This window comes from Pseudomonas sp. RC3H12, from assembly GCF_018596375.1.
Classification (GTDB): Bacteria; Pseudomonadota; Gammaproteobacteria; order Pseudomonadales; family Pseudomonadaceae; genus Aquipseudomonas.
This window is the reverse complement of record NZ_CP075595.1, coordinates 1407700-1432817: the sequence shown is the minus strand read 5'-3', so window position 1 is coordinate 1432817 and position 25118 is coordinate 1407700. Positions and strand designations below refer to the sequence as shown.

Sequence of the window (25118 nt, the reverse complement as noted above, 5' to 3'; positions counted from 1 at the left end):
ACGGGATTGTGAGCCAGTGTATGAATAGTCAGTATTGGCGGGAGAATTGACCTGATACCGTCGAGCCTTTCTTACAACGGCACGGATGCCCACGACCAACGAGTACAGCATGGACAACTACGACAGCTCGGCACTTGGACTGCAAAAATGCCTGTTGAACCTGCGAAGAGATCATGCCCGGATGAAGGCGTCAGGAGAACTGGAAAGAGCGGCGATACTGGCGCAGGTGATCGGGCGGATGGAACAGGGATTGAAGGAGGCTTCCCAGGGGAGGAAGCCCGAGACGTTGCAATGAAGTGATGATCGGCAAATGGCGATGGGTATGCGGTGCTCATCTAGTGTGGTGTTTTGCAAATACGCCCCATAAATCGCGAGCGCTTTTTGCGCTCAGGCAAGGCGTCGCGACGAGTCGTAGCCCAGCTACGGCGAGGAGCGACAACGCCGCATGAGCGCAAATTCGCCACGGGGCAGCGGAGGGCGCGGCCCAGCGCCGCCTCGGCCTACTCGCTTCCTCCTTGGGCACACATGCCTTCCATGGGCGGCGACTAGAACCCATTTTTTGCTGGATTATTTCAATCGAATGGGTTTTGCGACGCAGAAAGATCAGGCCCCTCCATGCGCTCATGCGCCATGCCCGATTTCAGGGCGTGTTTCTAACCCAATGATCAGCTCAAAGGCCGGATCGGCTTTTATTTCAAAGACCTCGGGTGATTTGGTACAGAGTATGCAAACGTTTGCTCCGAGCCATTGAGCGAACAATCGCTGCAGCTCTCGACACATCGCAGCCCCAGGGGGCTTACCACTGCATGAACAAGGATTTTCAATGCACCGACCGTCTTTACCCGCAACGGCCCGCTTCTGCCTGCCTACCAAACTGCTACTGGGCGCTGTTACGGGACTACTCAGCGTCACCACGCAGGCCCGGGACATTCCCCCCAGCGAGTCGGCTCAGGGCGAGACCTTGAGCCCGGCCGCCGCGCCGGCCAAATCGGGCCCCTACCTGTCGGACTGGTACAACCAGAACTTCACCCTGATCGGCACCAAGGACATCAGTTTCGGCCCCCGCCCTGTCGACGATATCTACCTCGAATATGAGTACTTCGGCCGCAAGGGGCCGTTCGAGCTGTACGGCTACATCGACATCCCGAAGATCCTCGACATCGGCAACAGCCATGACAAAGGCGCGTGGGACCACGGCTCTCCACTGTTCATGGAGCATGAGCCGCGGATCTCCATCGACTACCTGGCCGGACGCAGCCTGGCAGTCGGCCCGTTCAAGGAGTGGTACGTAGCCTTCGACTGGATCTACGACCACGGCAGCAACAGCGCCAACCGTGCCAATACCCTCTACAGCGGCCTGGGCACCGACATCGACACCCATTCGCGGGTCAACCTGTCGGCCAACTTCTACGGCCGCTACCAGTGGGAAAACTATGGCGCCAGCAACGAGTATTCGTGGGACGGTTACCGGGCCCAGCTCAAGTACATCGTGCCCCTCGGCAAGTTCGACAACGGAGCCTCGCTGACCTATATCGGTTTCACCAACTTCGATTTCGGCTCGGACCTGCACAAGGCCAACCCCAACCGCACGGCCAATGCCACGGTATCCACCAACGTGTTGCTGTACGCCTTCACCCACCTGCGCTTCACCCTGGTGGGCCGCCATTTCCACAATGGCGGCAACTGGCAGGACGGCAGCCAGCTGAATTTCGGCGACGGCGATTTCCGCGGTCGGTCCGATGGCTGGGGGTATTACGCCGGGGTTGGTTATCAGTTCTGATTATTTGGGCCATGGAAGCTTATGACCTGCTACACGGAGCGATGCCGAGCAGGGTGGGTTTGCACGGGCGTTGTAGAGTCTTTGATTAGATGAGGTGAGCCATGTTGGATTTACCCTACGCATCGAGCATCGAAGGCAACACCGTCAGATGGGGGAAAATGGGCACAGGCGCGCCTTTGGTCGCCGTCCATGGCACCCCCTTCTCCTCTCAGGTATGGAGGCGCGTCATACCGCACCTCGCTGACCGCAGAACCGTGTATTACTTCGACCTGGTTGGCTACGGCCTGTCTGAAATGCGGGAGGGCCAGGACGTTTCACTGGCGATTCAGAACAACGTCATGGCTGCGCTTTTCGAGGAATGGGGTATCGAGCGCCCCGACGTCCTGGCTCATGATTTTGGTGGCGCAACAGCGCTGCGCGCTTACTACCTGAACGGTCTGCGCTATGCGTCCCTCACCCTATTCGATGCGGTGGCACTGGCCCCCTGGGGCTCTGCGTTTGTCCAGCATGTCCGTCAACACCAGGCCGCTTTTTCCGGGATGCCTGACTACATGCACCGCGCACTGCTGGCCGCTTATCTGCAAACCTCTGCGGCCAATCCCCTCAGTGACGAAGCCCTGCAGGTTTACAGCGCACCATGGCTGGGGCCGATTGGCCAGGCGGCCTTTTACCGCCAGATCGCACAGATGGATCAGGTCTATACCGAGGAAATTGAACCGCTCTACGGGAAGCTGGATTGCCCCGTGTCGGTACTTTGGGGCGCGGAGGACGCCTGGATTCCGTATTCCCAAGGGGAGCGTCTTGCTGGGCTTATCTCTCAATGGCCCTGCGCCCGAGTGGAGAACTCGGGCCACTTGATGCAGGAAGACAGGCCGGAAGCGATTGTGGCGGCGGTTTTGAAGCAGATTGGGCTCTGAGACAGGTTCGCTGGGCTGTCTGTATGTTCAAATTCCCAGCGGTCTGTGCCTATCGGCAGAGCGACTTCATCGGTACGGTTCAGGCCTCACTGTTTCTACGAGGTTGTCATGGAACTGACAGCAATCCCGTTTGGCACCACGGACTGGTCAAAAATCGATCCCGTCGCTTATCCAGGCGAGACCGGTACCGCGTACTGGCGTACCTGTCTGTTTGGGGAAGTTCGGGTTCGATGGGTTGAGTACACACCAGGATATGTGGCCGATCATTGGTGCCGGAAGGGGCATATTCTGTTCTGCCTGGAAGGTCGGCTGGACACTGAGCTGGAGGATGGTCGGACTTTCACCCTGCAGCCGGGCATGAGCTATCAGGTGGGGGACAATGCGGAGGCGCACCGGTCATCGACGTCTGCCGGAGCCAAACTCTTCATTGTGGATTGAGTTAATGCCTCTGATCGCACAGCGGGTGGGACTGGCGCGTACCGGTGCTAACGACAACGTCTTCTGCTGAATGCAATCAGGCTGGGTGGTGATGAAAACCTGAGGGTCAACTGTGAAATTCTTGGACTCCGGGTCCTTAACTGCTCGTCCCTCCAAGAATGCCCTCCTGGACAATTCCCCCAGAAACGCAAAAAGCCCTGACATTGTCAGGGCTTCAAAAATGGCGGAAGCGTAGAGATTCGAACCCTTATATAAGGTTCAACCTATTACCCTTTCCTTGGACGACATGATGCCCTCACCCACCTCAGCTGTCAACACCAAATAATTCGCGGCCTCTGGCGAATCTCCATTTCTGAAGCCGTGCCGTCTCACAAGATGCAATTCGTTGCACCTTAGCAGTTGCGCCTTATTTCAAGGCCCTGAGCGCTTGGAGCCCTGTGATGATGCTTGCCTGCTGCCCCCCTGTGGGCGTCCTTACCACAAGCGTAACTTGAGTTGTCGCCCGATCGTATTCGCCACTGTAGAAATGGCTCAGCCGGCCCCGCCAGCCGCGTCATGCCCCCACGAAGACTCTCGAAGGGAACACCTATGTGTGGTACCAAATTTATGGAAAGCCAGGTGTCATTTTTCACCAATCTTCAGCTGCCCATCCCCGTGGCACCGTCCTTCTTCGTCCCCATACCAAGCACCTACATGAAGATGTGAAATCAAGCTGGAGGTGGGGAGTGCCGCTAATTTTTAAAAAAATGACGGCGACGCACATGTCAACAATGCGCCGAGCATTCCAAGGGGAATATCAAACCAATAACCAAACCCCTCGATAATTAAGAGTACATTTCTAGCGTACCCTTAATATATAGACCGATCACGAAAAAACCCTAAACCCCTTGACGCGCTCACCATGAAGCCATTTTAATGGAGCCCTCACTATGGAGGCCTCTTATGAATGACGACAGTACCGAAAGCTCATATTTTTACCATCTCCATCAGCCGGCCGAACACAAATCGAGACAGGCCATGGCAAAAACATATGCGCTCGAATGTACTACCCTTATGGCAGAAGAGATTGCGAAAACCATGAGACACCAAAGCTATAAAATCCCCGAAATTTATCTGAAGGGCTTTGCCACAAAAAAGTAAAAACCACCTTCGCAGATTTTTACTTAGCGGAAAACCCGAACGAATTTTTAGCATCCAAAAACATCTAGATTTTAAACAGTAGTAGGCCCCTAGAAAATCACATGACCCTCCTCTTAAACCAGAGATCAACCCAAGCTTAGAATTTTGTCTCGACTTGTGGCGCCTAGTAACGACCTCATAGAAACAGAAGTGCTCCGAGCCATATGATTTTTGTTGAACTCAATGACTAACTGAATTCCAACTGCGCCTTCCTAGCAATAAGCTGGGAGCACAAACTTCTGGCATCGATATCTCGCTACACCACTGGCTTCTGGGCTTGAGCAATTATGGAGGATGGAGTCTAAATAGCCCTAATGCACTTAAGCACCTAGTATCTTGTTTCTAATCGGAGTTGCTCTACGATTCAGGAACGGTACAATTTTACGAATAGATTTAGAAACAACTACTTCCTTGGAATAGTCTCTTGGTGCTTTGTTAGCTTTCAGCTCCCATTCACCCAAAACCGCTATGGACACCTACGGTGACAGTGATTAGGAAGCTCTCCACGGGCCATATTCATAGCACTACGGAGAAATAGAATGGGGTCAAAACGCAAGCCCTTCATTACCTGCAAAGCTCTCAGCCTAGCTGTCCTTGAGTCAGGTATAGCTCGAAACTGGACAGCACCATATCTTCTAGAGATATGGCAGTTGGCGTCTCTGCACCTTACTGAAGAAGCTATTGGCGCCGCCTTCGGCGAGATCGTCAGCAACCCTGGTTATAAATCGCTCATAATGCGTAGAGTTTACAAAGTATCTGCCTTGGACACTCTTCACTTCCCTCACCCGCCAAACAGCAGTTGCAACCCGATACATATTTTGAGCGAGAAATTTCGAGATTTGGTTAAAAGTGAATGGCCTTGGCCAGAGCCAGAACAGCTTGATTGCAAGTGGCACGACTTCAGCCTGTTGCTGCTGGACATGTTATTGCAGGAGAATGCCGCATCTCTTCGTCTGAAAGGGAAATTATTGGAGGAGGATCTTGGGATTTGAGTTGACGACTGAATCGCCGCAAGATAAATTGAGAACCCCTGCGTGGGTGGCTCACCTGGAATCCAGCGGTCAGCTTGCAAAGCCTTTGTGCAACCAGGCCAGAATGAATCTACTCGATCTGCATAACTTTATAGCTAGCCGTTCAGCTGACAGCGGTGTAAGGCTTGATGGTTACACGTGCAGATTGAGTAGACACTCCCGGAAATTCACACCCTCTTACTTCTCAGCTCGGCGGAACTTGACCCTCACCTCGACTAGGGTTTGCGCGCTCACCTAGCCCTGGGGAGCATTAAGCGAGGCTCGCTAAAACCTGCCTGCCTCAATACTCCCTCAAGCTACCCCTCGCAATATCTATCAGACTCTTCCAATCACAAGTTTTTCACGTATTAGGTTAAACAGCTCCGCCTGGTACACGGCATCGTCCAACGCATCGTGATTGCCAGAGCTTTCAGGATTCACAATTTTTTCAATCTCACTCGACCGAGTCGATTTCCAGGTGCACTGAGCGGTACCGAAGAACATCGACTTGATGTCCAACGCGGCGATGCCAAATGGGTTCTCACCGAGGTACAGGTGGAAGTAGTAATTCACGTAGCTCCAGTCGAAGGATGCATTGAACCCCACGAATACTACGGACTGATCTGCGCCCGCAAGGGACTCAATCCAAGCCTTAAACCGTGACATCGCCTCAGCGGGCTCCATCCCCTCCTCGCGCAGCTTATCCAAGGACAAACCCGTAACCTCCAGAGCCGCAGGAACGAACTCCTCAGAAATCGGCTTCAGGTAGCAAGAGAACTGCTCCTCAGGGTTGGAGGTGAGGCACGCGCCGATCGACAGCATGCTGTACTTGCCCGGGATAGGGCCTGATGCCTCGATATCTACGGAGACGAAGATTTCTTTGTCGGCTTTCATAACTACTCCGTTTGAGCAGCTGCCTGGCTGGCAACCACAGCGTCCATTAGCAGACACCAAAACGCCTGGAATGATCGGAAACGAGACTCGATGAGGGCAAGAGCAGTTCGCCCCCCCCACCGAATCATTGATCCGTGCACACGCCTGGTCGATTACTTATCTTCCATCACTGGAGAAGGACGCATCGAAAGAATGGACTCGGTCAGATCCTTGAAGTCCAGTGGGCGATTCGGAAACGCTTTCGCCATTGCAGTTGGATACAAGCGAGTCCGGATATCAGAGTACGTCCACGCAGGCTGACCGTTGCGCTCACCGGTGACAGTTGCCAGGTCGGTCAGTTGTTTGTCCGAAAGCCCCATGCCAGCCAGATCCATGCTGAACAGCTCCTTCCGCTCCGCTGCATCCGGGCGGGTGAACTCTTCAACGATGGCAGCACGACGGCGAAGGGCCGCATCCAGCACGGAGAGTCGGTTGGTGCACAGGATCACCACAATGCGGCCGCCATACTTACGCAACTCATCGACGCCCTGAATCAAGGTGTTCACTGCCACCTTGTCTTCGTGGTGACTCTGGCTCTGCGATCGGGAGGCCGCAATCGAGTCACCTTCGTCGATGATCAGAATTGCCCGGCGCTTCTTACCCGCTGCTTCAGCAACCTCTGCGAAGGCCTGTGTCAACAACGTGCCCATCTCGCCGACCTTACCGGAACCACGAACGCGGTTGCTCAGTTTGAACAGCACCGAGTCCTCAGCGCGCGAATCCCGGACGATACGGTTAGCAATGCACTCCGCTGTTGCGGTTTTGCCGGTACCGACGTCGCCATGGAAGATAACCAGGGGATACTGATCGGCTACGAGGTTGCAGATAGGCAGCACACTTTTATGGTGCTGCTTGCTCCACTCGGACAACTGGCCCTGATTCAGCAGCAGCTGGAGTTGGTTCTGCACACGCTCATAGCGGCCAGCAAACCCGAGCAATACCTTCTCGCGATCAGTCAGCTGGATGTCTGGCAGCTCAATGGCCGAGTCAAAAACGGAGGTAGTGCTCATCGGGTGTAGTCCTTACGTTCCATGCCGTAGCCATTGCTGGAGTATTCACGCCCACCACTCTGGGTCAGCTGAGAGTGAGAAATGTCCGCGTAACTGGTCGACCAACTGCACTTCATTTTGCTGGCCATCTTTTCCTGAGCATTCGCATCGTAGGCGTCAACGGTGCCGAGAACGATCCGCAGTTCAGGGTTCGAGAGTCTTGGCCAGAGGGCATTTCCTGGCCGCTGGTTCGCAAGCGAGCCAGACTCATTGACGTAGAATCGCGCAGCCTTGTACTCGACTCCGTAACTCAACAAGGTGATATCGACATACTCGAGGTAGCCATACTTGGCCAGAACTTCAATGTCGTGCCCCCACTGACGAGCCTCGGCTTCGGTGATCGCGCCGCTGCTGGAAGCGATCATCACGAGGTCGGCCGTGATACGCCGCATGACCGCTTCAATATCAGTCGTGGTGAAGGTGCTGGTTTGGGTGGAAGTAGAACTCATGCTGCGTCCTCCACCTTGAAGCCTTTACCGAACAGCTCTTTCCACACCTCGAAGTCATCCTCCATCGAGGCGAAGTGCGCGGTTTCCCACGATTCCTCGGCCAGCTGAACGATTTCCTTGCGCTCATCCTCGGTGATGCGGCTCGCGACGTTGTTGGTGTCGTATACCGGGTCGATGATCACTACTGCGTCCTTGAATTGAGGCACCCAGCCGTTCTCAGGAAACTTGATGACCTCCTTGAGCCCGGACTGAACGATGTACAGCAGAAAGTCCCGGAAGCGCTTCTCCAGCGAGCCAGCCTTGCCGTTCACTTCAAGCACGTGGGCCATGATCAGCTCGATGTGGAAGGATTTGAGCGGCACCTCCTTCCAAGTGCGCCAGCGCTTAGCCAGGCGCACCAAGGTGCGGAAGTCCGGATCCTCATCCTTCCGAACCTTCACGAAATTCACCTGACACGGTGCGCAGGTTTCAGTCTTCGAGCCGTCAATCCGGTCGAACTGCCAGCCATAGTTTTCCTTGTTCGGGTTCTCGATGACCGGAACGATATCCACCTCGAGCCCGGTACCGACGAAGGTCACTTTCGCAGCCTTCCGCTGGATTTCGAAGTCTTCAACAGACTTATTGGGGTACAGGTTGACCAGCGCGTCGTAGATTTTTTGGCTCAGGGTCGCGAAGGTCTCTTCATCCACCTTCTGGCCACTGATGTAGAAAACCACGTCCACGTCGGCGGGGTTCTGGGCGTTAGGCCGCAGGATGGTGTGCTTGGCAAAGGAGCCAGCCTTCACCACCTTCTTGATGGTGATCTTGTCCTGCTTCTTCAGGCTGTCCTTCAGCGCTGCGATCAACCGGTCGACCTGGGCGTTGTAGGTCTCCCGCTTCTCCTTCGGCAGGCGCAGCACGTTACTGTCGTAATACTTGATCTGAGTGTTGGTGAGCGGCATGTGCCATCCCCTCCTAGAAATGTTGTGTTAGTCGCAAAGCATCCCTACCAGCAGCTACACCACATGCCGACGGATGAGATGGCGCGGTAACTCGAGGCAAAGGCCTGGGTCACCCTTACGGCTCACTGCAGTTCAACCCCCTCCCTCGCACCATCCGTCAACCCCTAGGGGATCCAGCAAAGGGAAATTGCGAACCTCAGCTTGCTAGCGTAGAATTACTATACGGGTACTTTTTACGCTAGTCTAGTATTTAGACGCTATTGAGGTTCGATCATGACAAACGAGTCCAAACCCACGGACGACCAACCCACGAGCAAGGGACGGCAAGGAGCACGTTGGGGCCAGGAACGTCGGTTGGAATTCATCGACTATCGACTGCGGTGGGATGGCCAGATCAACCGAAGCAGCCTCACGGACTTCTTTGGCATCTCGGTGCCACAAGCTTCGCTGGACATCACTGAGTATTCGAAGCTCGCAGAGAGCAACTTGGAGTACGACACCAGGGCCAGGGTCTACAAGGCGACCGACACATTCAAAGCGGTTTTCTCGTCCACTTCAGTTGAGCGCTATCTGGATGACCTACTGCGCGTCGCCGTTCAGCCAGGGATCCCCTACGGCAGCTTCCTGGGCTGGCAATCGCCTGTCGCAGCCGTGCCCAAGCTAGGCCGTCGCCTGAACGCAGACATCGTTGGGGTAATTCTCCGGGCGATTCGCGAGAACGAACTTGTCGATGTCTTCTACCAATCCCTGACCGACCCTGAAGGCGGTGAGCGGATGCTGTCGCCTCATGCCTTGGTGCATGACGGTAACCGCTGGCACGTTCGAGCGTACTGCCACAAACGTAAGGCTTTCCGGGATTTCTCTCTGACCCGTATCAGACACTGCAAATATGCGGGGCAAGATCGGGATCGGGCTGATGAAGACTACGCCTGGAACACCATAGTGGATGTGGTTCTCACTCCACACCCCGGCCTCACCCCCGCCCAGCGCAAATTGATCGAGTCCGACTTCCTGATGGAGAACGGCGAGATGCACGTGGAGTGTCGCCGAGCCCTTCTCTTGTACCTCCTGTTCCAGCTCAATCTGAATGAAGACCAAGCCGATCAGAGGCCAGAGGTCATCCAGCTGGCCCTGAAGAATAGGGATGAGATCAAAGACCTCATCTTGTATTAACACCTAGAAAATCAGCCAACACTTAACACCTCAGCTACCGGAATTGTCACGATGGCAAAGCTTGAAAATGAATTCATTCTGATTGCGGGCAGCATCTCGAAAAAGACAGAGAAGGCCTCGATCGATCTCGCACACGACTTCACCCGTGCGATGACCAAAAGCGTCTTGGCGGCACAGGGTGGACTCGTCGTCTACCTCGCAGGGCTCCCTACCAATGAAGCCGGCGACCCGCTGACCTTCGATTGGACGGTGGTGTACGAGGCAGAAAAGGTGTTGGCTGATTGCCCCCCTGCCCGCCAGTTGAAAATTGTGACGTCTAAGTCGGCCATGCAGGAAAAAATGACTGCAGAGCAGCGGATGCTGATCCGCCGCCTCTCTGCTGAGGACTTCGCGGAAATCATGTACCTTGAGGACGACGTGATCACCGGCGGGAACATTGGAGACGAACAAGTCGAAGTCGCCACAGCGATGATCGCCTTGGGTGGCGGCAAGGGCGTCTCAGACCGTGCCCGCAAAATGCGCAGACATAAACTTCCCGTGCTGCCTTTCGACCTCCAGCTAGGTGGCTTCAGCGAGGACGGCCAGGGAGCGCTCGGCCTGCACGCAAACTTCTTCAAAGAGCCCCTGACGATGTTCCCCCTCACTGGCGAGCAAGTGAAAGGACGTCTGGATAGCATGTCTTTGCAGGAACCGATCTACGGACTGGACAAAATTGCTGAGCTGTCCGTAGGCCTCTTCCAAGCTGAGATTGAGGCCCGAGAAGCGGCACGGTCTCCTGACCTTCTGGTGATCACGGCCATCGCCATTGAACTGGCAGCTGCAAAAAAAGTGTTTGGTATTGGCGAAGACGTACCAGCGCGCTTCACCGCTCACGGCGTGCACTATTGGCCAGTGACTATTCAGCGAGCTGACGGCCCGCTTTCTTGCGTCATCGCTTCTCTGGGCAATGCTGGCAACGTCAATGCAACCGCTATCACAACGCTTCTCCTTTCGGAGCTGAAGCCTAAAAAGGTTCTGATGATGGGGATTGCAGCGGGTCGCCGTAAAAAGCTGAGCCTCGGTGAAGTCATTTTGTCCGAACGTGTCGTGTACTACGAAGGGGCGGCAGCGCTCGCCGGCGGCACACTTGCCGCCCGACCGGAGATGCCGCGACCTGGGCTTTCTACCCAACAAGATCTAAACGCTTACTTCGCAACTGGCTCCCTACCTGATCGCCTGCAACAACGTGCGAGCGAACTTGGTTTTGCGATGCCGCCTGAGTCGAAAGCTGGCGAGGTTGCGGCCCACCTGAAGGTATCCCCAGCAACCATTGCTTCTGGCGAACTACTGATTCGAGACCCAAAGCTTTTTGAGAGTTTACAGGAGCTTCACGACAAAGCAGTGGTCGCGGAGATGGAAGCATATGGCGTTTTTGATGCCTGCGAAAAGCAGAGCGTGCCTGTCTTGGTGGTACGCGGTATCAGCGATTACGGTGACAAAAGCAAGGACAATACCTTCCACAGGATTGCTTCTGAGGCCGCAGCCATCGTGACCATCGACTATGCCACGCATGGCTGGACTCGAAGGGCCATTTAGCAAATGACCAGGCGGCTGACAGCCAACCCAATGCTGGAGTGAGGTTGCAGGAGACTCTAACAGCACGGCCATAAGCCGCCCTTTCACTCGACCCAAACCTGATCAGTGATACGCCCCAGCGGGGCTACGGAAATAAGGACAGCACATGAAGCGCCCAGACCCCATCGACATCTACTTTGATGAGCCTACCAAGAATCTGCTCTTCTCTTTCGTTGATCGCAAAGACCCAAACGACATTGCGACTGGTAGCGATGACACGTTCATGCATACCATTTCGGCAGTCTTTTTCCTGTTTGCCTCTCTTTTGGACGAGCACACACCAGACCTGTACCCGGCCGAATGGCAGTTGATCGCTGAAGCTCAACGTGAGCTTCACGGAAAATACCGCCTCCCCCTTACCTTCCCTGAGTTGAAGTCGCAACTGGTTGTCGGTGTTGAAGACCTGGTTGGCCTGAATAATGAGATCTCGAGCGTTCTCTTGGCCAACAAGCTCGCAGGCTTCACCTCCGCTCAGTTGTGTGCAATCGCTGCTCACGTACAGCGCTACCACGTAGCACGTAAACGAGGCCAGGAGTACAAATTCCCTGAGATCAAATTCAAAGGGTGATCCTTGTAGCAGGCAACTGCGCCTTTGCCAGATCGTTGCAGGCGCCTTGCTTCAGGCCTTTAAATGCGGCTTACGACCTGCGCTATGCGAGGAAACCTGCACGTGAATGATGACGTCAAACCGGAAGGTCAAGCACCCTCCTCTGCCTCTTTCGGTATTTCATTTCGGGACACTCCACCGGATGCAGAGTGGACGCCAAGATTCGTCTCCACCGTTCAAAACCTAGTGACCGCCATCGCACAGGCCCTAAACCTGTCGAACGTGGACGGCATCACGATTGGCTTCAACTACGATTTGGCCCTGGCGTCGGTGGATCTGGGCTATGAGTCCAAAATCGCGAAGAGCTACACCAATAAGAACGGGCTTGTAGGCGTTGGTAAAACCCTGAGGGTTCGTCGTGGAGTCGCGGTGAGGATGCACGTCGTTCTGAACGGCGAGGCCATTTTCGATTTAGTCGAACACGAGCCAGATACAGAGGAGTTCTGGCGAGCGGCCAACCTCATCGCCCACGAACTTGGTCACGTGAAGACAGCAGCTTGGTTTGAAGGCCATTCTCCTGGGGTTATGCTGGCGAAGCATGACTGTGACTGGGCTCTGAGCATATTGCGTGATGCCGCCCATGGCATTTGGGAAGAGTATGCAGCCTGCCGACTGAGCGCAGGGGTCAGTCGCGGCAACTTGGTGACGGACATATACACCGAAAACCTTGAGCGTTCGATGTCGGGTGCAGTGGAACGCGCCCGCTCGGCGATCAAAGCGCACTACGAGCACCGTGATGCGACTCGTTTGTTGATTGAGACCCTGGGTGCCATCTCGACGCCGCTAAACCATTCAATGTATTTGATGGGTCATCTCGATGGTCTGGAGCAAGAGATCGACATCGACCGGTTTTCTTCCTCTACTGGAGAGCTTGCTCCCTACCTCAGTGATGCCCTGGTCGCAGTGCGCAAATGTTGGGACAACAAAACGTCGTGGAATGGGCTTGCCGGCCTTGATCCGATCATCGACGTCTTGGTGGATGCTATGAAAATGACAGGTGTAGCGTTGACCTTGAACCAAGAGCCGCCGGGCTCGAGCTTTTCGGTAATTTACTCCGCTGCGACTCTGCCTAACGGCGAGGCAGATATGGAGATCATCAGGATGAAGCGAACGCTTGGCATACAGATCTGAAAAGCTAGGTGAGACACGAGCCAAATGAAGCAAAGGCTCGTGTGCTCAACCTGCGTTCGGCGAATCTGTCTATCCTCATTTCCGGTAGAAAATGAACGCCGGAGGGGTGAATGCATCTGCGTTCTTGTTGTCCCGACCTTCATACAGCCACTCCCCCGCAAACGCCTGCGGGCCAGAGACGATAAGGGCATTCTCGGGATTCTTTAGAGCGTCGCCCACCGGGCGCTCCCCTCCAGGCATGAAACCGACGAGTTTAGCCTCCGAGGTGTTCTCCACAAGCAGCTTCCCATCTTTTGTCAGGTAGCCTCGAAGCACGCCCAGCCCGGTGTTGTGAACTACCAGTGGCTCCCACTTTACGTCCATGCATCTCTCCTTAATGTTCGTGGTTTTGTTACCAAGGCATGTTGCCCTGCTGCCGTCCATCGATGGAACACCAATCGTCCAGGTTGGTAGGCAGCGAGACCATCTTGTACTCATTGCGTTCAAGCGTGACCTTGAAGACTGGTATATCGATGTCTCTGCAGATCTTCAAGATCTTGAGCGCATCAGCATCCGAGATTTTGGCCCCGAGATGAACGGCTTTGAGGGGCGCAGCGACATTGATACCTTTGACCTCTCTGTCATCTTCAGGAACCACCCAGCGCCACTCACGCTCATATCGCCAATCGACAGCCTTACACAATGATGCAGCAATGCCAAAAAGGGCGTTGTAGTCCTTGCCCAAGCGTTGAGCTCTTTGGATGTGGGTGGCGTCGAACAGTTTATTTGTGTAGACCACCGGCCAAAGAGTGAGAGTCGAAAGGTGATTTCGATGAAGGCCTGTGAACTCGTACTCCATGGCAAAGCCGGTGTGGTTGTGGCCATAGTGACTCCACATCAGCACTGAATCCACGCGCTCACTCAGGCTGCAGATTTTGTAGCTGCTTTTGATCTGATCAATAAGGGTTGAGAGCTGCCCAGCCTGGTGATTCGACGTCAACACCTCTACTTCGTGTCGCCACTGCTCGACGTCCAGGAGACACGGCTCTTGTGCCGAAGCAAGCGCCACTGCCGCTGAAATGGGATTTTCGCACGCCAGTGCGGTGACGATCTGATCATCGCTGAAACCAAGCTCAACGAGTTTCTCCCACGCGGCGAGCTTCTTGTAGTCAATCCAGAAGGCCGTGTCGTAAGGGTCATTGAACTCACTGGCCAAGCTCAACCAGAGAGTTTTCTTAGCTAGGTTCTCCAGCGCCAGGTCACTGCAGGCTCTGATCTTGAACAGTTGACTGGGCGTGCGAAGGTATTTCTCGTTGATGAGCTTCGGGATGTCCATATCACCGATAGTGGCTGACGAAAAATTCTCAATGAAATCTCTTATCCAATCCCTATCCACACGAATTCCTTTGTCTACGTGACTCGCTTGAACCGGAGAAATTACCACATCTGGAGCCACGCTCTCCCTCACTGCTGGCCTCCCTAGCGGCCTGTTCTGCTGTACTGGGTGTCACCCAACCCCCTGGTAGAAACCGAGCTTGGCCATCCGAGCTTGGCCGCGATACCATCAGCTCCTTCCAGCTAAGTGGTTGATACAGACATGCTGAAATTTCTTGAGCAAATCTGGGACTGGGCCTTCCCGGACAAGAGGTCAGAAGCTGAGAAAGAGAAGGAGCGGGAGTTCATCCAGGCTGTCAATCAGCTCAAGACCCTCCGTACCACCCCCGGCGGAGGCATGGCGATCGACCCAGAAGAAATTCGCGATCAGGTACTGCAGAGTCGCGAGTCCTACCGGGATCTCATCTCACCGATGCATCGCAAAAATTTGCCAAATTCCGACGCCCAGACCAGCCAGATCTGACCTGCTTCCCGTAAAGGGTATACGGATAAGACATTGTTTTTTCGTCGGATTTTTCTCTCCCCTCCCCGCTATCACCTTGACCAAACTCCCCCATCGTCTTGATTTCAAGCTACCGAGAGGGAGAGGAACCATCATGCTCAGATCACTGTTATTGAAGGTTGAGGTAGACGTTGGCGTTTCTCATGGGGTTGTCAGTTGCCTTCAGTGGAAGTCACCCAACCTGGCGCCGCTGGAGGTTGCGATCAAGCAGAGCCCTTCGACCCGGAGAGTTTCTCACCATATGATGAATGGTCGTTTATAGATTCACCTGAAGGCTGCTGAATGCCCAGAGCGTGCTCCAGTCATCAACCCTTGAGCTATAGGCCGGTCATAGACCACCTATAGGAAGCGCGTCTGAGCATCTCAGCATCATGGTTTCTGGTCAGGCAACCTGAACGGTTTGTTGATCGCTTCTAGGCCGCGAAGCATTTCTTGGACGAAGTCGACCGACGTCTGCAGCTCATCAATCATTTCTGAGAAAACCGCCTTGAGTTCAGCATGTGCGCCCGAGGCTCGTAGCTCCATGACGAGCTTCATGAGCTCTTGACCTTGTGCCAATGGCATTTGGATGCGGCAGTAGACTGTGTCTTTCTCGTCACGCCCCATAGACCCTCCGCTTTAATTTATTGTTCCAGTGGACGGAATATGCCCAAGGAAATTTGTTCTTTATATAGTACGCGAAGCCTTCCCACGCACCATATAAAGAACATAATTAGCCCCATCGATTAATATTCAATATTTTTACCATGCATCTTACCACCTGCTGCTGACTGGACAAGACGAGCGCCCTGTTATATTTATGCACTTTAAAGTATACGCGCCCATAGCAAAATTCGCGCGATTATGATCGACCATCAATTATCTTCGTCGAGATCCAATGGCCACCTTTCACAAAGCATTTCAGGTTTTCAGCTCCACCGAAAACTCCAACAGCATACGTATGCCTCAAAAGCATCTCGAAACCACGCTCTACATGTACCAGGTACACACGCTAGCTTCCAACCTTGAAAAGTATTCAGCAGACCCTGCCAAGGTATGTGCCCAGTATCCTTGGGCAACACGATTTGCTATGGGTCATCCCCTCGCCCCCTGGCAGCGGCCGGCTGTATGGACGGACGAACAGAAGGTCAAGTTCATCACCTCGATTTGGATGGGGGCAGACCTTGGTTCGTACTTGGTCAATGACTGGTACGAATACGCCGATCAGGCTGGAGCGTTTGCGATCAATAGCGAGGTGCTGCTGGACGGCCAGCAGCGTTTGACAGCCCTGGAGGAATACCTGCTGGGACGATTTGGGGTGCCCGATGCGTCTGGCCAGGTGAGATTCTGGTCTGAGCTAGGCAATGAAGAGCGCCAGCGATTTCTGAACATGCCTTTCGCCCAAGCCCGGGTGAGCTCTAGTGATGAGGTAACCTTGCGTCAGGCGTATGACCTCAGGGCATTCGGAGGTACGCCGCACTCTGAAGATCAGCGGGCCTCTAGCTAGCGCGCCTTGCTTCTTCGTTAGAGTCCAGATCGGAGCGCTTCACGAGGACGCTCCTCTGTAACATAAAAAATGGAATGTAACGGTGCTCCTGTTACATTCCAAAATTTACGTTACAACGCCCTATTTTCGGCACAATCCAGGCTCAGGCACGAGCCATTTACAGGTGCATAGCTCTCTTAGTAAGCCATCGCCGCTAGGTAGCCTACAAGCTGCAAACTCTCCATCAGCTATATAAGTAGGTGCTAGCTGCATCCCGATGATGCTTGGAGAGGTGTCATCCCCCTCTCCCATTCGACGACGAATTTCTCTAGGTCGTCAAGGTATGGGCCCGCTGCTACGCATGTAGAACCTAGACTCGCTTCGGTGAAATGCTCCCGCCACGGCGATGGGATGGTTCGCTCATCTACTATCTTGCGGCATGAGGGGGAGTCGATGTTTTGACGAGCATCAGGAGGTGCTTGCAAGACGGCACCGCACTGCCCAGATCGTGCTCGATTGCCTCCAAATCCTGGAGGACTGCTATCGCTGTGGGATCGCCAGGTGGGGGAGCGGAGAGAGCCCAGAGCAGTCGCCGCAGTTGATGCTCCCCTTCATTTCTATCAGTCATGAGTCATCTCTCCCTGTTGGCGTATTCGTCTCTACGGCTTTTATCGCCTTGGCCGATGCCTGTCCTCCCCGCTTGGTAAGATCGATGCCGATAACCTTTATGTCCTCAGCGCCAGGGTACCTGGATGCAATGCTCAGCCAGTGTTCCTGCAAGGCGTTCACCAAGCCTTCAAATCCTACTCGATCACCGTTCGGTGTCTGCCATTTGGTCTGGTCATTCCGGCTCACAAGCAAAAAGATTCCGCAGCTCGACCGGTCATCGCGCAAGTAATCTCCACACAGCTGATTTTCTAGGCGCTCGAAATGATCCGGCCCGCTCCAATTCTGGGAGAGCTTAAGCTCGACTGGCACCGGCGCATCGAACTGAGTGTTCAGGAATCTGTAGTCTGGGCGCTTATCGTCCGCAAGCTGCTCTTCTTGGCTGACTGCGTAGCGGCCTGCAGCGCGGTCTCTACACCAGTCACCGATGTATTTGCGGACTGAGGTCTCTTGGCTTGAGGGCAGAAGCAGCTCAGCCCAACTTGAATCGCTCTCTTCCAGCAGGTGCTTCAAATCAAGTAAGCGATCGATCGCGAGGTTCCAAAGCTCACGGTGAGTAGATGGAGTGCTTTCCAAGTTGTTATTAAAATCGATGACCTTCTCCGGCTCCCAAGGCGGTGTTTGGCAGCCAGCGGTAGCTTTCTGCTGCGCATAAAAAGCGCTCCATGGTCGGAGGCTCTCTGCAGGATGAGCCTCTGCGATTTCCTGCAGGGCTAGAAATGATGCTTTTCCAGGTGTCTCTCGGATGATGGCGAGAAGGCCGTCACGAGCATGCTGGGCATCATCACGAAGACCAGGTGAATACACTCCTCCGCCTGTACGATCGATGTCGTCTGCGATGCGAACATACGTGTGCATCAGTAGATAAAGCGACTTGGCATGTTCAACAGCTTTATAGTTTTGCCTGCAGCGACTGGCTGTGCGACTGCCTACCAGAGCGATGAGAGAAAGCATCGCGAATTTCGCCTTCGCATCATCAGATTCAAGCGATTCGATACGCGACGCCAAGGCCGGTATAGCAAGAGAGGGCTGGGTACCAATCCACACGGCATACCAGGTAGGTGCGATCTCTTCATTACTTTCTTCCAACGCACGCTTGCTCGCGAGCGAGCCTAGCGCGTCATCATTGATCGACGAGTCGTGAATGACAGTAAGAGCCAGCTGAATAGCTTCTAAATCCTCAACGGGTTGCTTCAGACGGGACAAGAGGGAAGCTGCCAGATCTTCGTACATCCATTCGCCTCCCCAGCGCAGCCTTTGCAGGACTCGATTTCCGCCAGGCTCTGTATGAGGAGTGTCCATCTCGTATCGGACTTCATGGGCGACTATTTCTTGGATCAGCCCAGGATGGATTTTGACGAGCGCGGGAAGCCACTCAGGGAATCCATTCAGCTCAAGCAGTCCATATCGTGCTGCATTTCGAGCATCCTCCACTGACATCTGGGCAAAACATAGAGGCTGCTCTTTGGCCTCAATAGCGAGACCTGAGAGCCCGAAAATCACGTGGTATGGAGTCGAATTGGGAGCCGCGCCTTCTGACGGTAGAACTGGACGATACCCTCGCCAAAAGTCTATTGCGCCGTCACGAAACGCTTGGGCAACCGGCAGGCCAAACTCATCGATGAGGCACGACCAATCGCTGCTCGCCCATTTGTTCGACGAGGATCGCTCGCGCATGAATTCAAGCAGATAAGCTTGGCTTTGAGTCATCAGGCCTGGCTTAGGGTTGTTAATCCGACCTACATCAGCAGCGAGCCCCTCTCGCCAAGAACGGCGACGCTCCGCCTCTTGTGATTTGCGCCGAGCAGATTTCTCTTCCCACTGAGCCTTTTTAATTTCCCACTCCTGGGTATCTTGCTTAGGTGGGTTCAAGAAAGCTTCGAGCTGGCCTCTCAGCTCAGGATGGTGCCCGGTCGATGATTTGAGCTGATCCTCCCACTGGTTAGGCTTGCCATGCTCAGTGAAGATGCTGAACGCCATGCTTAACGCCATCACTCGGTCTTGCTCGTCCGCAAGAATCACGATGTCATTGCAAGCTGCCCCGAAGCTCATTTTGTTGATTGACCAATAGGGGTTGAACCCTAACAATTGCCACACTTGAGTGACGGGTTCGCGATGCACTCGTCCTTTGCGGGCCTCTGCAACGTCATACCAGAACAACTTGTAATCAAGCTCAGGCCACGCCGGGACAGCCTCTCTTAGCATCTCGTCGAGATCTCGATCATCTCGCTCTGCATAGTCACTCCCATGAGCAAGCTTACTCAGAATCGAGAGCGCCGATTTATCCAGCGTGAAGGGGTCACGCGCTTGGAGCAGGCGGAGCACCGCAGCCCCCGCAATCTCGACAAGCCATCGGTTTTGTTCAGAGATAGCGCTGTAGTCTTGCTCTGTGAGCGGAGGCTTGTCCAAGAGTTCACTGAGACCCTGGATGAAAGCGGGAAGGTTCTCAGAACGACACGCATCCAATAACGAGTAAAGCTTCTCCACGAGGGTATCTCTACCGCTAAAGCGTTCTTTGTTTTCAGTTCTCTCGAGCGCATGAAGAAGCCACGGCAGCCACTCGCTGTCGAGTGATAGCCCATCGATCACTTCAGCCAACCACTCACGACTGAGCTTTGCCTCACCAGCTAAAAGCTCGTGACGGACGTCAGCGATATCTTGAGGTGTTCCCAGGTCAATAACCGCTCGCATCGCTGCCAGACGCGTATATTTTTGGTCGGCATGCAGGGCGAAATGTTTGACCTCCGCAAGCGCACCCACCACCTCGCCGTGCCATACCATCCTCAATAGAAACCAAACGATGTCGTCGTTGGAGCGATAAAGCACCAGCAGCTCGATGATGTCATCAGTAAGGTCACTGTGCGCAAACCGCTGTACGGACGAATAGTCTGTTATCGCCCAGCTATGGGCAGGCTGTGCTAACTGCTCACACGTCTTGCGCAGAATATTCTGGCGGGTACTCAGTGGGAGCTGACCAGGATCGCCTCCTTCAAAAAAGACTTCTGGGGCCAATTCTTCAAGCCGCGTGCAGATGCGTCCATCTAAGATTGCCAACCATGGCAACACCGGGCGCATCGAAGGATTGATCACCTGCAATCCATACTGAGTGCGGAAAAACAAGTTCTCAATTTTGACTCTCGAGGCGGCTCCACGGATCAGCTCATGGAGCCACTCTGCGGCTAGGTACTCTCGGACAGTTCGATGGTGGAATCGGACTGTTCCATAAATACCAGGCTCGAAAATGGGTCGGCTCAGCAGAGCGCCCACCTCTGCGTCATCCCAACCTATAAGCACCGAGCGGACAGGAATTCCTTTTTTAATTGCGTCTCCGTCGGGCACACGGATTGCCGCATTCCGACCGAGTGTCGTTGCTGCCGCGAGTAGGCGCACCCCCTCACGTAGCCGCCCTGGTGCAATCGGCCTGAACTCGGCTCGATTCTGATCACGTTCTACAAGCCGGCGATCGATGCTGCTCTTCATCAGCTCTAACCGTGTACCGATGCGATGGTGCTCATGCCAGAAATCGACGAGTTCTAAAAAATCCAGTGGTCTGGTGGTTAGAGACTCCGCTTCACGTCGCTCAACAGCGGTACGGAAGGCTTTGGCATTCTGAACACCGGTAGATTCAAGGAACCTATCAATTTGCTCGCCATGAATGTCATCCAACGTCACAACAAGAAACGATGCATCTGATTGAGGCTTGCTTGCCGTCATGTGGAGTGCACCGTCCACCCCCTCCAGCGATAGCGACGGTGCGTGACGAGCGTTAGCCTCAAACTCAAAAGCCCTTTCGCAAATCTCTAGATCTGTACTCGCACGCCAGGCGTTGGTGCGCCCAGTGATCAGGATGTGTGCCTTCGCTCCGATGCCTCGGGTCAACCGACCAAGCTTACGGATTGCCCTTTCAAACTCCCTTGGATCGCCCAACCGAGCTTCGTCCACTGAGTCCAGCAGCAGCCAACCTTGAGTGTCCGAACTGAGCCATCTCTCAAACTCCTCGAAGGAGCCTTCCTCAAACGCATCCTCCAATTCAGACATGACGTTTTCGACCCGGAGGAAAAAAGCAGTTTTTCCTTCAGTTCGGAGCCGGCGGGTGACATTCCGAATTTCAGCTGTCTTGCCTGATCCGGCTTCCGACAGCAGCACCACTCGTTGATGGCTGAGCAAATCTGGCCAACGTAGCTCTCCACTTCTGCCGTGCCGACCACCCAAATCGGTGTCGTCAGTAATTTCACCATCCATACGGATTTTGGAGAACGTTCGATCAAGATGAATGAAGGCGTCCGACTGCGTGGCCATAGCGCGTCTCAAGCTGGTCTGGTGCAGTCCCGACGTGGTCTGCTGCGGTTACGGCATCCTAGCGCAAATCGGCCTAGACCTCGCCAAACGTCCCCGAGAGAAGAATCGCTAATGTCGTGTTGGAGAGGGGCCACCAAGGGCTTCTAACTGGTAGTCGGTGACCAATTAAAACGCCTGTTCAGCTTCCATACGCAGCCGCTCAACTTCGTCAGCTGGCCTCTCGTCCATTTGGGCTTGGTGATACCTCTTAAGTGCTTCAACCGCTCTCTGATACAGCGGGTTATCCGGGAGCAGAGGTGTCCTTTGTTTGCGATCCATTGCCCTCTCCTTCATGGCAAATCAGCGCTTGCTATAATGATCCCGTTTGGGAACATTAAGCCACTAAAAGGCCGTTAATGTCCCATTTTGGGATCATTACGGCAGGCGCTATCAATGGGATTTTTCCAGTAGACCTGGGCACCTAACAAGCGGAAAATAGGCTAGTTACGGATTTACCGCACGCCCAATCTGGAGCCAGCTCCCACCTATGAATTCGAAGATTCTTCGCCTGCCAGCCAACCATTCCGGACGAGATTTTGTAGTCGGAGACATCCACTTCAAAACGATGGATCTTCATCGTGGCTTGCATGCTTTGGGGTTCGACAAAACAAAGGATCGGGTAATCGCTGTAGGTGATGTGATTGATCGCGGGCCAGGAGTTCTAGATGGCCTCAAGCTGCTGGGCGAGCCCTGGTTTTTCAGCGTACAAGGCAACCATGAGCAAATGCTCATCGCTGCATACCGAGAGAATCCCTCGGTTCGCTATGCGTCTCACGGCGCAGATTGGTGGCTTACGATCGCTGACGAATCAAAAAGCATGATCATCGATAAACTGAGCAGCCTTCCAATCGCGATCGAAATCGAAACAGAGAACGGAATTGTTGGAGTGGTACATGCAGATGTGCCTGCAGGTGTTTCCTGGCCTACCTTCGTTGCCGAACTCGACAACCCCGCTATCGTAGACATGGCTTTGTGGGGGCGAGACCGTATCAAAAAGCACCATCGTGATGGCGTCAGAGACGTATGGAGAGTCTGCACAGGCCATACCTGGGTGCCCCGGCCTGTCCGACTTGGCAACGTGCTTGCCCTTGATATCACAGGTGGCGGCGACGGCTCTCTGGCGATTTACTGCGTTCAAGAGGACATGATCTACATCGACGGTTTGCAAGCATCCCTCGACCAGGCAGAACACCTCACAGAAAAGCTTCAGATGCTTGAAGAGAAGACCCATCAGCTTAAGACGAGCCTCAACGCCAACAAGCTGATCGAGTCGCAAATTCATGCCATCGCCGTGGACGACATCGTGAAACAAGTGACCTCAATGTGGCTTGAACTGCAGGCGGGCATCAATGAGCAGCAGCAGTTGCTAAATGCCCTCCATGGGCTGAGCTTGGTCAGCGGGGAACGACGTGAAGCTAAGGTTGAAGAGCTTTGTAGCAAGCACTCTGGAAGCCAGACAGAAAGCTTGGTTCGCCGGCTCCTTAGATAGAGTGGGATGCATGGAACAGATCATTAGCTTGAGCCAGGCTCGGCGCCGATGGCGCCGTATCGTTCGGCTCGTTGAGGCCGGCAGGACATTCGTGATTACTAGGCACGGGAAGCCAGTCTGCACGATGGGCCAAGTTCCTAAACCAGCGCCTGACTCTATGACCTAAGTAGCAAGCCTCTGTCCACAAATATGGAACCAACACAAACCCCGACGCTCGCGCTCCATGCAGTCAAAATTCCAAAACCGGTCACTTCGAGATTTTTTCAGCGTCAGTGACCTTCGCAGAAATACTTGGCGCAAGTCGCTCAGTCAACCCCGCTAAGAATCCTATGAACAAGAATCCTGCACCACCTTTTTCAGCGAAAGAAAAGACAAGACCTGAGTTTACAGCGAGATAGACGAAGATTGCTGAAAGCATGCCCGCTATCACACGATAGCGGCTTTCAAGCTCATGGATAGTCTTACCTACATGACAATCTAGTTTCTCTCCACCCATGCGCATTATGATCGATAGCAGAGCCCCCATTGCGCCAGCCACTGCAGTAAGAACAAGCTGAAAAGCTAGACTGCCGATCACAGATTTAGTCTGCTCTCTGAAAATCCAAACCAAAATACCCGCAAGCAAGATTACACAAACAGTTTTGCCGGCTTCCTTCAAGTACCACTCTCGGGAAATTTCTTCGCTACGGTTCTTAAGGTAACTCTCGGCACTAGCGAGAATACTTGCAGCCGTCTCAAACTCGTTCTCAAGGGCACAGGCAAGCGCTTCACCAAGCAACCTCTTAAAGTCTAGCGAAAATCTTTCCGGAATATGATTATTTGGCTTGCATTCCAACAGACCTATCTGAGAAAGAATTTTTTGCCGGTTCGCCTGCCCCAGCTGATTGTCTGAGTCATATTCTTTACTTGTCTCCCAATCCAGAGTATTGGTCGAATCAATGTAAACAATATAGCCGACCGTCTCGATAACCAGATACTTTACGTCTTTATCTCCCCACCTATCAGAATTATAGTCAGACACACTTAAGCCCTAACGATAGCAAACGGATAGAATACTCGGCGACGCCCAGCTTCAAGCACAGGCATCTGAGGAGCATTTTTTTCATAAGTGTTATTTTTAGCCCACTCGAAAGCCTGCTCAACCGTCACTAACCCATGAGAGCCAGAGTTAGGCGAGAAATACTCATGGCTTGCTATCAAAGACTGAGTAAACATCCCCCCTCTATTAGTCTCACCCGCCGACTGATCAACGCTGCAGGAGTAAGCAACAATCCTTCCCTCTGGACAATCCATTACGGCCGAATCAAAGGCAGTTCGATAATCAAACTTATCTTCTGCGCTGTAGCTTTCCATTGCAGCCTTCAATACCGCTTTCGAGATCTCCTGCACCGGCACCAAATCCCTGCACACATCAACGACCACGAAATGTCTCTTATTTCGTGGATTAATAAGATCGATTGCCAAGTCTTCTGTTTCGGTTAGACAGATTACGGTACTGCTATCCGTGCCACTGCTGTGGTGTTCCCCATGCCCAGCGCATAGAATGAACACGTAATCCACGTCCTTGGCGGCACGTACATGCTCCATAACAACATGACCAGGTTGATCGATCAGTGTAACAATCTCATTTTCCCTCCATGCCCCGCCAGCATCGGAGCAAAGGAAGTCCTTCATATCTTCCAAGTCATGAAGAACACCTTGAAGAAATTTTGGCACGCTTGGCGCCCCAATTAAAATTGCTTTTCTACTGATCATTCCATGAGCCTTTTAAAAATGCACACTTAATCTAAGAGTCAATGCGGCACGCATTGAGTTCCTGGCTACAAGTCACAGCCTTGGTTGGCAAGCGAGCTGAACCCCTAGACGGCGAAGCTACTAAATCGCCATCATTCTGTCCAGGCCGTTTTGTGACCCACGCCCGATCGGAGTGCTGCTTATGCGTACCTCCGCTGTGGGGTGCACCTCGCGATAGGTATTCTGAGCACAGCCGACCTGTTCGGTAATGCTCATACCATTCCGCCTTACCCCGCATGAGACAAGCCCTGCAGCACTTGTCGCAAGGA

General features: G+C 53.8%; 23 protein-coding genes. 13 read left to right on the top strand and 10 right to left on the bottom strand.

What is annotated here, in order from left to right:
- The first annotated feature begins 109 nt into the window (after positions 1 to 109).
- From KHO27_RS06710 to KHO27_RS06690, 5 genes are all read left to right on the top strand, one after another.
- Positions 110 to 295 carry a hypothetical protein gene (locus KHO27_RS06710; protein WP_102682584.1) on the top strand — a complete coding sequence of 62 codons (186 nt, stop codon included), beginning with the start codon at positions 110 to 112 and terminating at the stop codon, positions 293 to 295.
- A gap of 528 nt (positions 296 to 823) precedes the next feature.
- Complete coding sequence (locus KHO27_RS06705; RefSeq protein WP_214501461.1) at positions 824 to 1780, top strand: nucleoside-specific channel-forming protein Tsx; 957 nt, start codon at positions 824 to 826, stop codon at positions 1778 to 1780.
- 101 nt (positions 1781 to 1881) lie between these two features.
- Positions 1882 to 2697 carry an alpha/beta fold hydrolase gene (locus KHO27_RS06700; protein WP_214501460.1) on the top strand — a complete coding sequence of 272 codons (816 nt, stop codon included), beginning with the start codon at positions 1882 to 1884 and terminating at the stop codon, positions 2695 to 2697.
- Between the two features lie 108 nt (positions 2698 to 2805).
- The gene (locus KHO27_RS06695) at positions 2806 to 3135 is read left to right on the top strand and encodes a DHCW motif cupin fold protein (protein ID WP_214501459.1); all 330 of its coding nucleotides are present in this window, start codon (positions 2806 to 2808) and stop codon (positions 3133 to 3135) included.
- Positions 3136 to 4853: 1718 nt separating this feature from the next.
- The gene (locus KHO27_RS06690; RefSeq protein WP_214501458.1) at positions 4854 to 5306 is read left to right on the top strand and encodes a hypothetical protein; all 453 of its coding nucleotides are present in this window, start codon (positions 4854 to 4856) and stop codon (positions 5304 to 5306) included.
- A gap of 354 nt (positions 5307 to 5660) precedes the next feature.
- Here the strand turns inward: KHO27_RS06690 and KHO27_RS06685 are convergent, their stop codons facing one another.
- The 4 genes from KHO27_RS06685 to KHO27_RS06670 form a co-directional block, all read right to left on the bottom strand.
- Positions 5661 to 6218: a 3'-5' exonuclease gene (locus KHO27_RS06685; protein ID WP_214501457.1), complete on the bottom strand. Its 558-nt coding sequence runs from the start codon at positions 6216 to 6218 to the stop codon at positions 5661 to 5663.
- Between the two features lie 152 nt (positions 6219 to 6370).
- The gene (locus KHO27_RS06680; protein WP_135001333.1) at positions 6371 to 7267 is read right to left on the bottom strand and encodes an AAA family ATPase; all 897 of its coding nucleotides are present in this window, start codon (positions 7265 to 7267) and stop codon (positions 6371 to 6373) included.
- Positions 7264 to 7755 carry an HORMA-1 domain-containing protein gene (locus tag KHO27_RS06675; protein ID WP_110677139.1) on the bottom strand — a complete coding sequence of 164 codons (492 nt, stop codon included), beginning with the start codon at positions 7753 to 7755 and terminating at the stop codon, positions 7264 to 7266. Before KHO27_RS06675 ends, KHO27_RS06680 begins: the two co-directional genes overlap by 4 nt.
- Entirely contained in the window at positions 7752 to 8696 is a 945-nt protein-coding gene (locus KHO27_RS06670) for a CBASS oligonucleotide cyclase (protein ID WP_214501456.1), read from the bottom strand. The genes KHO27_RS06675 and KHO27_RS06670 overlap by 4 nt, the downstream gene beginning before the upstream one ends.
- 354 nt (positions 8697 to 9050) lie before the next feature.
- Here KHO27_RS06670 and KHO27_RS06665 point away from each other — a divergent pair, with 354 nt between their 5' ends.
- The 4 genes from KHO27_RS06665 (at position 9051) to KHO27_RS06650 (ending at position 13221) form a co-directional block, all read left to right on the top strand.
- Positions 9051 to 9869, top strand: a complete 819-nt coding sequence (locus tag KHO27_RS06665) for a WYL domain-containing protein (RefSeq protein ID WP_214501455.1) — start codon at positions 9051 to 9053, stop codon at positions 9867 to 9869.
- A 51-nt stretch (positions 9870 to 9920) separates the two neighbouring features.
- On the top strand, positions 9921 to 11444 hold the full coding sequence (locus KHO27_RS06660) for a phosphorylase family protein (protein WP_214501454.1): 1524 nt from the start codon (positions 9921 to 9923) through the stop codon (positions 11442 to 11444).
- A 145-nt stretch (positions 11445 to 11589) separates the two neighbouring features.
- The gene (locus tag KHO27_RS06655; protein ID WP_214501453.1) at positions 11590 to 12051 is read left to right on the top strand and encodes a hypothetical protein; all 462 of its coding nucleotides are present in this window, start codon (positions 11590 to 11592) and stop codon (positions 12049 to 12051) included.
- 102 nt (positions 12052 to 12153) lie between these two features.
- Positions 12154 to 13221: a hypothetical protein gene (locus tag KHO27_RS06650; RefSeq protein ID WP_214501452.1), complete on the top strand. Its 1068-nt coding sequence runs from the start codon at positions 12154 to 12156 to the stop codon at positions 13219 to 13221.
- Positions 13222 to 13296: 75 nt separating this feature from the next.
- Here the strand turns inward: KHO27_RS06650 and KHO27_RS06645 are convergent, their stop codons facing one another.
- Together KHO27_RS06645 and KHO27_RS06640 are read right to left on the bottom strand one after the other, a co-directional pair.
- A complete protein-coding gene (locus KHO27_RS06645) occupies positions 13297 to 13584 on the bottom strand; it encodes a hypothetical protein (protein WP_145127521.1) in 288 nt (95 codons plus the stop codon).
- 28 nt (positions 13585 to 13612) lie between these two features.
- Positions 13613 to 14596 (bottom strand): DUF2971 domain-containing protein, encoded by a 984-nt coding sequence (locus tag KHO27_RS06640; protein WP_214501451.1) that lies wholly within the window; start codon positions 14594 to 14596, stop codon positions 13613 to 13615.
- A gap of 201 nt (positions 14597 to 14797) precedes the next feature.
- Between KHO27_RS06640 and KHO27_RS06635 the strand changes: the two genes are divergently transcribed.
- Positions 14798 to 15058: a hypothetical protein gene (locus KHO27_RS06635; RefSeq protein WP_250888421.1), complete on the top strand. Its 261-nt coding sequence runs from the start codon at positions 14798 to 14800 to the stop codon at positions 15056 to 15058.
- A gap of 408 nt (positions 15059 to 15466) precedes the next feature.
- On the opposite strand, the gene KHO27_RS06630 is transcribed toward KHO27_RS06635, so the two are convergent.
- On the bottom strand, positions 15467 to 15703 hold the full coding sequence (locus tag KHO27_RS06630) for a hypothetical protein (RefSeq protein ID WP_214501450.1): 237 nt from the start codon (positions 15701 to 15703) through the stop codon (positions 15467 to 15469).
- A gap of 271 nt (positions 15704 to 15974) precedes the next feature.
- Between KHO27_RS06630 and KHO27_RS06625 the strand changes: the two genes are divergently transcribed.
- The gene (locus KHO27_RS06625) at positions 15975 to 16583 is read left to right on the top strand and encodes a DUF262 domain-containing protein (RefSeq protein ID WP_214501449.1); all 609 of its coding nucleotides are present in this window, start codon (positions 15975 to 15977) and stop codon (positions 16581 to 16583) included.
- 603 nt (positions 16584 to 17186) lie between these two features.
- On the opposite strand, the gene hyoA is transcribed toward KHO27_RS06625, so the two are convergent.
- Positions 17187 to 21527 carry an NACHT domain-containing antiphage protein HyoA gene (gene hyoA, locus KHO27_RS06620; RefSeq protein WP_214501448.1) on the bottom strand — a complete coding sequence of 1447 codons (4341 nt, stop codon included), beginning with the start codon at positions 21525 to 21527 and terminating at the stop codon, positions 17187 to 17189.
- Between the two features lie 526 nt (positions 21528 to 22053).
- Here hyoA and KHO27_RS06615 point away from each other — a divergent pair.
- Positions 22054 to 23055, top strand: coding sequence for a metallophosphoesterase (locus tag KHO27_RS06615; protein ID WP_214501447.1), 1002 nt, complete (start codon positions 22054 to 22056; stop codon positions 23053 to 23055).
- Between the two features lie 10 nt (positions 23056 to 23065).
- Entirely contained in the window at positions 23066 to 23221 is a 156-nt protein-coding gene (locus KHO27_RS06610) for a type II toxin-antitoxin system Phd/YefM family antitoxin (protein ID WP_214501446.1), read from the top strand.
- A gap of 81 nt (positions 23222 to 23302) precedes the next feature.
- Here KHO27_RS06610 and KHO27_RS06605 read toward each other — a convergent pair whose 3' ends face one another.
- Together KHO27_RS06605 and KHO27_RS06600 are read right to left on the bottom strand one after the other, a co-directional pair.
- On the bottom strand, positions 23303 to 24076 hold the full coding sequence (locus KHO27_RS06605) for a hypothetical protein (protein WP_214501445.1): 774 nt from the start codon (positions 24074 to 24076) through the stop codon (positions 23303 to 23305).
- A 2-nt stretch (positions 24077 to 24078) separates the two neighbouring features.
- Positions 24079 to 24810, bottom strand: coding sequence for a caspase family protein (locus tag KHO27_RS06600; protein WP_214501444.1), 732 nt, complete (start codon positions 24808 to 24810; stop codon positions 24079 to 24081).
- Between the last annotated feature and the right edge of the window lie 308 nt (positions 24811 to 25118).